Origin of the sequence: Sphingobacterium sp. GVS05A (genome assembly GCF_019969845.1) — a bacterium.
Taxonomy (GTDB): Bacteria; Bacteroidota; Bacteroidia; order Sphingobacteriales; family Sphingobacteriaceae; genus Sphingobacterium.
On sequence record NZ_JAHXYR010000002.1, the window covers coordinates 47,399 to 60,257 of the forward strand.

General features: G+C 36.1%; 13 protein-coding genes and 1 pseudogene. 3 read left to right on the plus strand and 11 right to left on the minus strand.

The genetic code is table 11. The annotated features are described in order from the left end of the window. Positions 1-309: 309 nt before the first annotated feature. From LC454_RS05025 to LC454_RS05050, 6 genes are all read right to left on the minus strand, one after another. Positions 310-756 (minus strand): nuclear transport factor 2 family protein, encoded by a 447-nt coding sequence (locus LC454_RS05025; RefSeq protein WP_223580241.1) that lies wholly within the window; start codon positions 754-756, stop codon positions 310-312. Between the two features lie 439 nt (positions 757-1,195). Next, on the minus strand, positions 1,196-1,693 hold the full coding sequence (locus LC454_RS05030; protein WP_223580242.1) for a hypothetical protein: 498 nt from the start codon (positions 1,691-1,693) through the stop codon (positions 1,196-1,198). After that, positions 1,690-2,253 (minus strand): suppressor of fused domain protein, encoded by a 564-nt coding sequence (locus tag LC454_RS05035; RefSeq protein ID WP_223580243.1) that lies wholly within the window; start codon positions 2,251-2,253, stop codon positions 1,690-1,692. Before LC454_RS05035 ends, LC454_RS05030 begins: the two co-directional genes overlap by 4 nt. A gap of 329 nt (positions 2,254-2,582) precedes the next feature. Then, positions 2,583-3,029, minus strand: coding sequence for a nuclear transport factor 2 family protein (locus LC454_RS05040; RefSeq protein ID WP_223580245.1), 447 nt, complete (start codon positions 3,027-3,029; stop codon positions 2,583-2,585). Between the two features lie 212 nt (positions 3,030-3,241). Next, on the minus strand, positions 3,242-3,634 hold the full coding sequence (locus LC454_RS05045; RefSeq protein WP_223580247.1) for a hypothetical protein: 393 nt from the start codon (positions 3,632-3,634) through the stop codon (positions 3,242-3,244). Between the two features lie 40 nt (positions 3,635-3,674). Then, positions 3,675-3,821 carry a hypothetical protein gene (locus tag LC454_RS05050; protein WP_223580249.1) on the minus strand — a complete coding sequence of 49 codons (147 nt, stop codon included), beginning with the start codon at positions 3,819-3,821 and terminating at the stop codon, positions 3,675-3,677. 223 nt (positions 3,822-4,044) lie between these two features. Here LC454_RS05050 and LC454_RS05055 point away from each other — a divergent pair, with 223 nt between their 5' ends. Further along, positions 4,045-5,310 (plus strand): pyridoxal-dependent decarboxylase, encoded by a 1,266-nt coding sequence (locus LC454_RS05055; protein ID WP_223580251.1) that lies wholly within the window; start codon positions 4,045-4,047, stop codon positions 5,308-5,310. A 287-nt stretch (positions 5,311-5,597) separates the two neighbouring features. Here LC454_RS05055 and LC454_RS05060 read toward each other — a convergent pair whose 3' ends face one another. The 4 genes from LC454_RS05060 to LC454_RS05075 form a co-directional block, all read right to left on the minus strand. Beyond that, the gene (locus LC454_RS05060) at positions 5,598-6,362 is read right to left on the minus strand and encodes a S41 family peptidase (protein ID WP_223580253.1); all 765 of its coding nucleotides are present in this window, start codon (positions 6,360-6,362) and stop codon (positions 5,598-5,600) included. Between the two features lie 440 nt (positions 6,363-6,802). Next, positions 6,803-7,432, minus strand: a complete 630-nt coding sequence (locus LC454_RS05065) for a hypothetical protein (RefSeq protein WP_223580255.1) — start codon at positions 7,430-7,432, stop codon at positions 6,803-6,805. A 40-nt stretch (positions 7,433-7,472) separates the two neighbouring features. After that, positions 7,473-8,546 (minus strand): S41 family peptidase, encoded by a 1,074-nt coding sequence (locus tag LC454_RS05070; protein ID WP_223580256.1) that lies wholly within the window; start codon positions 8,544-8,546, stop codon positions 7,473-7,475. A 171-nt stretch (positions 8,547-8,717) separates the two neighbouring features. Continuing rightward, a complete protein-coding gene (locus tag LC454_RS05075) occupies positions 8,718-9,164 on the minus strand; it encodes a nuclear transport factor 2 family protein (protein WP_223580258.1) in 447 nt (148 codons plus the stop codon). A 179-nt stretch (positions 9,165-9,343) separates the two neighbouring features. Between LC454_RS05075 and LC454_RS05080 the strand changes: the two genes are divergently transcribed. Continuing rightward, complete coding sequence (locus LC454_RS05080) at positions 9,344-10,357, plus strand: ADP-ribosylglycohydrolase family protein (RefSeq protein WP_223580260.1); 1,014 nt, start codon at positions 9,344-9,346, stop codon at positions 10,355-10,357. Positions 10,358-10,849: 492 nt separating this feature from the next. Here the strand turns inward: LC454_RS05080 and LC454_RS05085 are convergent. Further along, a pseudogene (locus LC454_RS05085) lies at positions 10,850-11,263 on the minus strand (DUF1016 N-terminal domain-containing protein); the annotation flags it as partial. Between the two features lie 312 nt (positions 11,264-11,575). Here LC454_RS05085 and LC454_RS05090 point away from each other — a divergent pair. Beyond that, positions 11,576-12,352 carry a type 1 glutamine amidotransferase domain-containing protein gene (locus LC454_RS05090; RefSeq protein ID WP_223580262.1) on the plus strand — a complete coding sequence of 259 codons (777 nt, stop codon included), beginning with the start codon at positions 11,576-11,578 and terminating at the stop codon, positions 12,350-12,352. Positions 12,353-12,859 lie beyond the last annotated feature (507 nt).

Genomic DNA, 12,859 nt, shown 5'->3' on the forward strand with positions numbered 1-12,859 from the left:
CCAGATTTTAGAAGTCGGTAATTTAGATTTGCATTAAAACCGATACATGATGATATCAACTTATCCCTAATCACAATTTTCAATCAATTTTTAGACAGTAATTAGTCACTGGTTATTCAGTCTTCATTGAGTAATCACTGAGCAAGTACTGAACGAACACTGAACAAGCTCTGTTGAAATATCAAATTTGATCCCTCTTTGAATCCCATTTGCTGCAAAAAAAATTAAAAGAATGGGAAGGAGCTAAAACAGAAAAAGCCACATCGGTAGACATGGCTTCACAACTTATATATTTGTAAGGGATGGCTCTTATTTATAGGAATTGATCGATTTGGAGACTTTCCATTCATTCCCCACACGCTCCAACGTAACTAAGTCAGTCTTGGTGAAGCTCTCAAATTTCAAGGTCACTTTAGCCACCATATAATCTGCTGACTCTTCAACAATATCGGTACTTACTACGCAATTCAAGCGCTCACCTTTTTGTTTCTTTAAGGATTTAACCACTGCTTCACGGCTATGAGACTGTGCATTTGCCGATTGAACTTTTTGGCTGAAGTCCTCAGCGAGCAATTGCTCCACTCCTGCTGATTCACCTTCTGTCGTTACCGCAACATAATGCTCTAAAGCAAAGTCTGCTGTTGAGAGGTTAATGGTTGCTTTCTCAGATTTTGATAACGGTTTGTCAGCCGCCATAGCGAAAGTGGATACTGCGATTAAAGCTGCTGCTGCGAATGTTTTTACTAATGCTTTCATAATGTCTTTATTTTATATTGTTAGTTTATTTATCTGTTCTTATTTGTTGACTCAAAACTACGACACAATGCGCCCTTAGCCTACAGGCTTTAGACCAACGGACAGGAAAACTCGGTGAATGGCGGGAATGTCCGGATGAATTTATTATCTTTAGGTGAATTGGGATCGCAATTTAGAATAGGAACTCTTATAGCATACTTTTGGAGTGAACTGTGTATTTATATGTGCTAAAACTGTTGCACTCCAAGTTAACAATTATGCAGCATGCTTATTTACCATCCAAAGTCTTATACTTCACGAAATTCTACAGACTGAATATTAATAAAATCAATAGAAATTTTAGTTTCTATAACCTTTTTATGGTCTTTTGAATCCTTTATATGCAAATCTAAAAAAATACTGCCACTTTTATATCCGTGCTCGAGATATGGCTTATTCATCAGTTTAAGCTCTTTTGTGATGGCCTTAATTCATAAAATTCTACAATTTCCGATTCTTCCTCTTGATTGAAAACAGCTTTATCATTGAAACTACCAAATTGATTTTCTGAAATTCTTATTGTAGCAGGGTAATGTGCCAAATACATAGATAAAACAACATTACAAGTTGGACATAAAGTTGAATCCGCAATTTGTTTTACACTTAGATTTTCCGTTTCTGGATTTTCCGAGTCAATTACAAACAATTCCCCACAATTTGTACAAGTAACCAAGCTATTATTGTTCCAACCACTTTTTAATGGTAAGAAAACTTTATAGTTATAGATCCCTTGTGCGACATTTTCATACTTTATTAAACATCTAATTTCTTTCTTTTGCATACGCATATCTAAGGTATTCTTGAGCCAACGACTATACCCTTGTTCATTAATAAACTGGGAGTCCCCCTCAGACAGATCCACACGAATAGGTGCACCCGAAATAACTCCTTTATTCAAACCAGGGAACTCCTAAAAGGATCTAAATAATTTAATCCTTTTTCTTCAAATATTTCCTCGAGCCTGTCTGCTCCATATTCCTTTTTGAACACAAGTTCTTCTTTGGTAATTGGCACGAGCCAATAGAAAAAAACAGACTTGCCATCTTCAAGATCAAGAATTTCCAGTTTGGCCCCATCCAAATAAGGTTGAGAGAGCAACGCAAAAGAGCAGGAAGAATTCAGTCGCCATCCCCTTCCCCAATTGATGGTGTGCCAGTGTCCCAAACGTGCGCGGAATCTATGAAAATGAGCTATCACAATTAATGACTCAACTAGAGTTTGGTCTTGCTCATCCGAAAAGATGTGTAGTTCCAAACAGAGTTGATCCTCAAAATGAGACATACCACAGGTGGCATAAGTCCACATATTTCGTTCCGGCGTTGGCGGAAATTCCAAGACCCGAAATTGATCCCCCAAATCTTTATAAGGACCTTTTTCCCAGATAAGTGAACGATATTCATCGCCCCAATTGGAGATATAATGTGATAATAGTTTATGATGGTATAAGTTCTCCTCCATTGTAAATAACTGATTCAAGTTATCAAAAATAATTTACTCCAATAAAACTATTTCAAATCGGCTGTTGTTCTTATTATACAAAACGGCTATTAGCTACCTTTCGAAAGAAAGGATCAACATAAAAATTGGCGCCGTACAGTGAAAGTCCAATAGTCCTTAAAAACATTGGATGACGAAACAAAAAAGAGGAAACGATAGGAAACATAAAAATTACTGTACAAGTAAGCGCTAAGAGAAAGGGTCTGATGAGAATCAGGCCCTTTTGAGGTAAAAAAGCCACATCTCTCGACGTGGCTCTACAACATTTATATATTTATTCGAGATGGCTCTTATTTATATGAATTGATCGATTTGGACACTTTCCATTCATTACCTTCACGTACCAAAGTCAAAAGATCAGTCTTGGTGAAGTTTTCAAATTTCATCGTCACCTTGGCAACCATATAGTCCCCCGACTCTTCGATGATATCGGTAGTTACTGTACAGTTTAGCTTCTCGCCTTTTTGTTTTTTCAAAGATTTGATCACTGCCTCACGACTATGAGACTGGGCATTGGAAGCCTGGATCTTTTGGTTGAAATCTTCAGCAAATAGTTGTTCTACGCCTGCTGACTCTCCTTCGGTGGTTACCGCAACATAATGGTCAAGGGCCAAGTCTGCTGTAGAAAGATTAATCGTTGCTTTCTCAGATTTTGAACCTGGGCCTTCTGCTGCCATAGCGAAAGTAGATACTGCAATTAAAGCTGCTGCTGCGAATGTTTTTACTAATGCTTTCATAATGTCTTTATTTTATTGTGCTAGTTATATTGTTCTTATTTGTTGACTCAAAACTACGACACAATATGCCCCTAGCCTATGGGCTTTAGACCAACGATCAGGAAAACTCGGTAAATGGTGGGAATGGGGAGGTGAAAAGACTAGACATCCAACTGCTGTCATCTATTCACATGATAAAATTATAGGATCTGCAAAACCAGAAGCAGGAGATTTCAGCATGATTTACGCACGCTATCCAGCAAAAGCATCGTATTCCATAAAGCATTCATCGTTTCGGCATTCATAACCCAAACGGTATTGTTTTCGTTAATTTTGACAAACTCATAGGTTGAAGTTTTGCCGAGCGTCATTGCATTTTTTGTTAAAATACTTAGAAATTCACCGATCGGAATATCGCCTTTAGTCATTAAAGGCGTCATATAATAAATTTTTTCGGCACCAATAATTGTATAGATTCCATCTTCTCTTTGAATGCCAACGAATGCATTTGCATCGCTTTTATTTAGATGTTGAATTATTTCACTCGTTTCGTCTCTAAATGATTTTCCGGACAGGATATCTAACATATTCCTTTTTATCCTCGCTTTTAGATTAACCTCTTCCATTCATAGCTTTTTTTATAAACATATTTTCTGAGCTCCGGTCTTAATGACTTTGAATCCCATGAAACCAACTGATCCGTTCAGCTAAATATTCCAATTTATTAAAATTATCAGAACCACCCCATTTCCCTTCCACAACAAACTCATTCACGGTCAATAAAAATCTTTTTACATCTTTCCAATGCGGCACATTGTTGATATTAAAAGAAAGATAATTAAAATCATATAGCTCTTCGGCTTCATCAGAGGTAAGTCAATTTTCCGCTTTTTTCCAAATATTTATCAGTAAAAAATCCACTAAATCATTTTTTTTCTTGTTTTAAAAATAACAGTTTGAAAATTTCATCTAATTAATGACTTTTACAATCGGCTTTATATTTTGACTAAATGAAGTTAATAATTTAAAACACCAAATGAAAGAATATAAATACTGGAAAAAAATTGGGGTTGAGATTCAAAAAGAACTAATATCCAAAGCACTTGCTAAGAATATCAATTATAGCCAAAGCCCTGTATTAGGGCTTCCCGGAACAAAATTGGATGGAAGAGTTTTTTATGAACAGGCTGAATTTTTAAAGGAAGCTCCTTTCCTGCAGACAATTGTTCAGAATCCTAACCATATTGGTTGTCATACTGTCGGAGAATCGGAGCCTTTTTTTCAAGGCACCCAAGATATTGAAAAAGATGTCATTCAAATCTTAAGTAAAGATATATTACAATCTCAAGAAGATTGCGATGGATATGTTACCTCTGGAGGTACAGAAGCCAATATACAAGCTTGTTGGATGTACAGAAATTTATTCATCAATACATTTAATGCCAATTGTAATGAAATTTTCCTAATTGCATCGCAAGACACACATTATTCGGTCAATAAAGCTGCAAATTTATTGAATATTGATCTTGTGATTGTTCCGGTCGATTTTGATACCAGAGAAATTCTGTCGGATCAACTGGATAAGCATGTCTATGAAGCTGTGAAAAATGGCAAAAAGTATGCTATCGTTATTTCAAATGCAGGTACCACCATGTTTGGAAGCGTTGATAGTCCAGATGATTACGCCTCAGTTTTCATAAAATATGATCTTAATTTTAAACTTCATATAGATGCGGCATTTGGGGGATTTATCTATCCAATTGTCAATCAAAACCATAATATCGGTTTCAACAATAAACACGTCTCATCGGTGACCATGGATGCCCATAAAATGCTCCAAGCTCCTTATGGAACTGGTATATTTATCACGAGAAAAGGACTGATAGACAATGTTTTTACCAAAGAAGCGAAATATGTCAATGGAATGGACACCACTTTGAGCGGAAGTCGCTCTGGAGCAAACGCAGTGGCAATTTGGATGATTTTGCAGACCTATGGCCCACATCAATGGTTAGAGAAAATGAAGATTCTGAACTACCGGACAGAAGTATGTTGTCAGGAACTCGAAAAATTGGGAATTGGCTTTTATAGGGATTCACATATGAATATCATTACCATAAAATCAGCTGATTTGCCCAAAAAGCTAGCAGTTAAATTTGGTTTGATTCCGGATTCGCACGACGAAGATAACAATTGGTATAAAATTGTGGTAATGGACCATGTACAGCAAGAAGCACTAAATGATTTTATTAGTGAATTGAAAGAGTTCCGCAGTAAAGAGCGTAAAGTTTTGGAAAATTAAAATAGCCGTAAAATCATTTTTTTTGCATAATGCGCCATACTATGTGGTTGTTCGGAAATTCCGAACAACCACTTGCGACTAACCCTTTCCCTAATCTTCTCCGATTTCTTTACCTAAATTTAAGTTCTTCATCTTGCTACAAAACTACCTTGAGGGTTATTAAACCACTTATTAGCAATAATTTCATCAAGTTTACTTCTAATTTTTCTCCTAAATTGCCAAGCGCTTCTCCGAAAATTATTAATGATCATTTACTGTAAAAGTACTTTATGTGAATCTATATATTTTCATAAAGAGAAATTACTTGGCTTGCTTATAATTTCCAAAGCTTTTTCAATGTAGTCTTTCTTACTATTAATCACCGCTTCTAATAATTGATTCGTGGTTTTAATATTTGAATGATCAAATGGCAAAAGAAAATCAGGGTTCACTCCTTCGTTAATTTTATATTTTTTCCCATTACGGTCTTTTAAAACACTTATAGTCAAATCCAGAGAAAAATTATTCCCAATCTCATAATATTGATTGGTCGATGTGAGACCGTATGTCTTTTGACCAACAGTTATCACATTTTTCTGTCCTTTAAAATGTAATAAAAATGCCTCGGCAGCACTAGCGGTATAATAACTGGTCAAAATAACAATGGGAACTTGCGTATTCTTCAATTTAATGGGCGGACGTTTTTTGGGATCTAGCTCTAAAATATCATATACTTGCGTAGCTTGTTCGCCTTCTGGTTTAAGAACTACCGAAATCTTTTTTTCCTCCCCCGTATTCAAAACATCTGAATAGCTGTAATCGACATCAATTAATGACGCAAAATGCCATATCATGGGGTAATTGGCTCCGCCACTGTTTTCGGTAAGGTCAATTATCCAAGCTTGGGGATTATTATCATCCAAAAATTTGAGTTGTTTTCCAATGGTATCAATATATTTTGCCTGCTCCAACCGAACTGGAGGGATATTTATATAAGCATATTTTTTATCAATCATATAAGATTGATAATTTTTGGGAGGCAGGCCTGCATCTGCATCAGTCATCTTCGCCATCTGCCTCAACTGAACCATAAAATCTTCTTTAATGCTCGTATCGGTCTCATGATATTGTAGAGAGGAATGCACATCCCGAAGATCGCTCAGAACCATCTTGAATAAGGGGAGCAAATCTTTAGCTTCTTTGATACCACAACTTTTCTTGATGATAATCGGAGCAACAGAATCCCAATTTACATTGGCCCTGGAATATGCATTGGATTTAACGGTATCAATAAAAGCATTTGTTAAATTTAGGATGTCCTTATTTTGGGCAACTGCATTAAAACAAAATATTAAAAACGATAGTACAATAAGTGAAAAATGTCTCATCATGCTCTAATATAAGATAAAAAGAAATATTTTTTTCATCGATTAATTATTTAAATAATAAACATTAGTTTGAAAATAGACCAAGAATTAGGAAAGCTTGGGGAATGGGGAGGTGTATGAAGAACTTATACTAGGTAATATAAAATAGCAATAAAAATTACAGCAACGCATACAGCAATTGTAATCAAAAGACGCCTTTTGCCTTCTTTCTTTTGGGTTGCAATTGTCTTGTCAGCAACTGGATCTTCTGGTAATAACAATCCCTTATAACGGAGTTCTTTTTTCGCATAATTGGAAATCTCAACGATATCATGATCAGCGAGCAGCCATAATTTATTGATTGCATTAGCGTCATTAATCTGCGCCATCGCTTTAATACATTTTCTAGCAAACTGGTAGGTATCATCATAATCTAAATAGTCAAATTGTAACTTGCTGGCTTGATATAATGAATCTACTGTTTTGGGATCCGCTAAAGATTGCAACATAGAAGCAATTTCCTCATGTTCCATATGCCAGGGATAGGCTAATATTTCACAAAGTTTTTCAGTGAGTTTTGCTTGGGTAAACTGACCACTATGGAGGATTGAGATAGATTCTTCAATAGCTATACGATCCTTATTTGTTATGGCATTAGTAATTTTGGCCAAGATATATTCATCAGAAGGTGATATATCTGTAAAATATGTTTCAATAAATTTCGCTTCACTGATTTGTTTTGAAAAAAACAAATCAAATAGTTCCTTTTCGTCCATCTGTCTTTTACTCTATAAACTTCAATTTTACTGTTCGAAGTTAAATCCCCTTCGCTCTCAAAAACTCAAGCGCTTTATTGATAAATACTGATTTTTTTTCTAATGTAAATCGATAACGATCTTTAAAAGTTCTGATATTTTCCGGATATTCCAGGTCGACGATGATATCTGGGCTTACACCTTCCCCGACATGATAAGACTTTCCTTTCCGATCATGCAACAATGCTGTCATTAAATTAACGGAATAACCTTTATCCACATAATAGAGTTCATTGTTCGAAGTTAAACCATTCGTCTTCGCTCCGATTAAAGTGACATTCTTTTGTCCTAAGAAGTGACTCGCAGTAATTTCGCCAGAACTTGCAGTGATATTTGAGACCAGGACGATAATAGGTATCTGATTATTTTTAAGTGGTTGAGCTTGGACGGTATCGAATTTACAATATTTAGCTTCAATGCTATTGTCAATATATAGACCATTTTGAGGAATCTGAAATTTATTGATTAAAACCTCCTTACCATCTTTATCTAAGGTTCCATCGAAATAAGAAAAAGTTTGAGTCGTATCAATTAAGCTATGGAATGGAGTGACCATTGGTACAAAAGCGCCGCCATCATTTTCAGTTAAGTCAATAATCCAGGCTTTCGGCTGCTTTCCATCCAGTTCACGCAGCTGTTTTTGTAAAGTATCAATATAGCGTCTATGCTCTAAAAGTACACCAGGAACATTGATATATGCATATTTATCTTCAATGAAACGATGTTGAAAATTGAGTGGAGACATTCCTTCTTTCTCATAGGTCGTACTTGCGATCATTTTAATTAATGCCAAATTATCCGTTGTATCTTTAACGTAGCCAACGCTTGAATGAAGGTCACTTAATCCGAAAATTATTTCTTTAAACGTCGGCAATAATGAATCTGTCTTATTCATATTCTTAACCTTTGCATTGGTCTCTGTACGTAATTGATCGAAGTCGATCTTGCTCCGCATAAACGAATGGACTTCCAACGTATCGATAAATTGATTTGCTAATTTGATTACCTCCCTATTTTGAGCATGGCAAATATTTAAAATGGAAAAACAAGCTATGAAAAAAAAGGCTTTGTACATAAATTAAAGATTAATAATATATCAAAAATAAAAAAATAACAGTAATTCTATTTAACGTTTGTAGAAATATATACTGAAAAAGCCACATCTCACGACATGGCCTTAAATAAACATATGATTCACTAGTTGTCAGCTCTCTGTATGACCGAGCTGACAACTAGCTTCGGCAAATTATTTGTAAGCATTTACTGAACTGGATACTTTCCAGTTGTTCCCTTCACGTACCAAAGTCACAAGATCAGTCTTGGTGAAATTTTCAAATTTCAAAGTTACCTTAGCGACCATATAGTCTGCTGACTCTTCGATGATATCTGTAGATACTGCACAGTTTAGCTTCTCGCCTTTTTGTTTTTTCAAAGATTTGATCAACGCGCTACGACTATGGGTTTGCGCATTAGAAGCTTGAACCTTTTGGCTGAAATCGGCAGCAAATATATGCTCTACTCCTGCTGACTTTCCCTCTGTCGTAACTGCAACATAATGCTCAAGGGCAAAGTCCGCTGTGGAAAGGTTAACGTTTGCTTTTGCTGATTTTGAACCTGGTCCTTCAGCTGCCATTGCAAAGGTTGATACTGCGATTAAAGCTGCTGCTGCGAATGTTTTTACTAGCGTTTTCATAATGTCTTTATTTTATATTGTTAGTTATATTGTTCTTATTTGTTGATTCAAAACTACAACACAATCTTCCTTTAGCCTATGACCTTTAGACTAACGGACAGGAAAACTCGGTGAATGGTGGAAATGGGCAGGTAAATATTTTTTATTATCTTGATGTGAAATCATTCATCCAATCATTTATGAACGAACAATCAAACAGATCTGCTAGTGATCCGAATACATCGGCTAGCCAAGCGAAAAATAGAATGTATGGAGCATTGTTTGGTATTGCAGTTGGTGATGCATTTGGTGTACCATTTGAATTCAGGTCGAAAGAAGATATGCTTAAAAATCCAGCTACTGAAATGATCGGATTTGGCAGCCATAATCAACCTATCGGTATCTGGTCGGATGATACATCTTTAACCTTGTGTCTTGCAGACTCGCTATTAGATGGATATGATTTGGTGGATATCTCCAAAAAATTTATAGCTTGGAAGGAAGGTAAATTGTGGACAGCAAGAGGAGAAGTCTTTGATATTGGTATCACCACGGCTAAATCGATCAGTGAGCTTAAAAGTATTATCGAATCCGGGCAAATCGGCGCGCTAAAAGCGCTAAAATATCAGGCAAAAGAACAAGACAACGGCAATGGTTCATTAATGAGAATATTGCCACTTTTATTTGAAATCAAAGGACTTAGTCCGTCGGAACAATTTGAGAAAATTTGGGAGATTTCAGCGCTAACGCATAAGCATGTACGCGCTGCAATGGCATGTTTTATCTACCTTAAATTAGCCGAACTGATTTTGCTAGGTTTGGCCAAAGAGCAGGCTTACGCTGAAATGCGCAATCAAGTTTCAAAATTCTGGGCAGACAACAATTTCCCTGAGTCAGAAATAATCCATTTTAATAGCACGATTTTACATGAAATTCGGTCTAAATCAAATAATGAATTAAGGTCCAGCGGTTATGTGATCGATAGTTTAGAATCAAGCTTATGGTTTTTTATGGAAAAAGACAATTATAAGGATACCGTATTATCCATTGTAAACCTTGGCGAAGATACAGACACCGGAGCTGCGATTGTGGGGGGATTAGCTGGTTTGTATTATGGGTTGGAAAGTATACCTGAAGACTGGCTCCTGAACCTCGCACGCTATGATGATATCAAATTGCTGATAGAAAAAATAGCGAGAAGATATCCGGATTAGGAATTCGATAGTACTCTCTAACAAGTATAAGCTTATTTCGACCATGTCAATTTAAAACATCGAAATATTTATTTTTAAAACTATTTTAAATCAGCTATTGTTCTTATTATACAAAGCGGCTATTAGCTACCTTTCGAAAGGAAGGATCAACATAAAAATTGGCGTCGTATAGTGAGAATCCAATAGTATTCAAAACACATTGGATGACGAAACAAAAAAGAGGAAACGATAGGAAACATAAAAATTACTGTACAAATAAACGCTAAGAGAAAGGGTCTGATGAGAATCAGGCCCTTTTGACGTATAAAAAACCAAGATTAAATTTTTATTGATTTTACGTTCGTAACACTGAAGAAAATAAAAATTCCTATGATTTCACCGCTAATATATAGTATACAAATAATTATCTAAATATCACTATTATCAGCCTGTTTAAATAATTCGTGTAACTTTTGTTGAAGTAGCTTTTTGTCTGGTAATTGCGTTTTATATTCAGCTATGACAGTTGGTGAAAGGCTGCCGCTCAAAGACAGAACTATTAATCTGTCGTTCCAACTCCCTGGAACTATATTTTTCCTCGATAGTTAGCTTCAAATAAAATTCCTTTTCTTCAACTGTCTTGGTACGACTAAAGATTAAAACATTATTTGTCCAACTCAATTCTCTCGTCAATGCCGAGAGTCTTTCACTGCTGCGATAAGTTTCATAAAATTGTTTCATTCGCCACAGATTCTTATCTGAAAAACCCTTTAACTCAGGTTCGTACTGCTTAATGAAAGAAGCCAATTCTTTGACAACCGACTGCCCCCATTCGGAAGTTTCAATCCGCGCGCTAATATACTTTCCAATACGCCAATATAAATTCATTAATTCAGTATTTACCGCCTTAATAGCTTTAGATTGACGATTCTTTAATAAGCTGAATTACTTCTACAAAACGCTGCTCCATGTATAAAGATTTATTTCCAAAATATACAAAAATCTAAAAAATTAGCAATCAAACATCTTATAATAAACAAAAAGCCACATCTCACGATGTGACTTTATAACATTTATAAATTTACTTGAGATGGCTCTTATTTATACGAATTAATCGATAAGGAAAACTCGGTGAATGGCAGGAATGGTAAGGTGAATTTTAATTTTGTGATGTGGATCACGGTAAATTATTATATGAAATCAAGAAATTTGTTCCAACAAAAAGAAAATAAAAATAATATGAAAGCAAAACAACTCTTTAGACAAATAGGAATATGTTCGGTTTTATTAACCCTAATGGTGACGCATTCCTTTGCAACAAACCGAAAACCAAAAATTTTATTTGTTGTTACTAGCCACGATACAAAAGGCAATACTGGCGAAAAAACAGGTTATTATCTCGGCGAAGTCTCACATCCCTGGGAGGTCTTAACAGCGGCTGGATATGAGATTGATTTCCTTAGCCCACAGGGCGGGAATCCACCTGTGGATGGATTTGACCTGAATGATCCCGTTAACAAAAAATTCTGGAAGGATAAATACTACCACAATAAAATCACCCATTCACTAAAACCTTCTGAGGTAAAACCTGAAGAATATAAAGCCATCTTCTACGCCGGAGGACATGGTGCGATGTGGGATCTGCCTTTCGACTCGGCAATCGCCAAGATTGCTGGCGAAATTTATGAGGCAAACGGCGTTGTTGCAGCTGTATGTCATGGACCTGCTGGCTTAACCAACATCAAACTGAGCACCGGTGAATATTTGATAAAAGGAAAAAATGTCAATGGCTTTAGCAATGAAGAAGAAGAGCTTGTAAAACTAAGCAATGTCGTCCCCTTTTTACTTGAAGATAGACTAAAGGAAATAGGTGGAATTTATGAAAAATCCGAACCTTGGCAGTCCCATGTTACCGTTGACGGCAGATTGGTCACCGGCCAAAATCCGCAATCGGCCAAGGCTGTAGGCATGGCCATCGTCAAGGCTTTAGATGAACAAGGTAAAGTCTCACGATAACAACATTGGCTTTTGAAAACCATAGGATCTGTCCAATAATTGCTGTACAAGAAGATGCAAAGAGAAAGCATGTAATCAACATCAGGCCCTTTTTGACGTAAAAAGCCACATCTCACGATGTGGCTTTACATAAACATAGGATTCACTGATGGCTCTCCTGAGCATGCTATGACAGACATCTAGTCTTTAAAATCTATTTATACGATTTGATCGATTTGGATACTTTCCAGCTGTTATCTTCACGCATCAAAGTCACAAGATCAGTTTTGCTGAAATTCTCAAATGTTAGGGTCACTTTAGCAATCATATAATCTGCTGACTCTTCAATGATCTGCGTGTTGACCTCACAGTTCAGTTTCTCTCCCTTTTGTTTTTTTCAGGGATTTGATTACAGTACTTCGGCTGATAGAATGTGCATTGGAAACTTGAACCTTTTGGCTGAAATCGCTAACAAATATCTGCTCTACTCCTGCTGACTCTCCCTCGGTGGTTACCGCAACATAATGA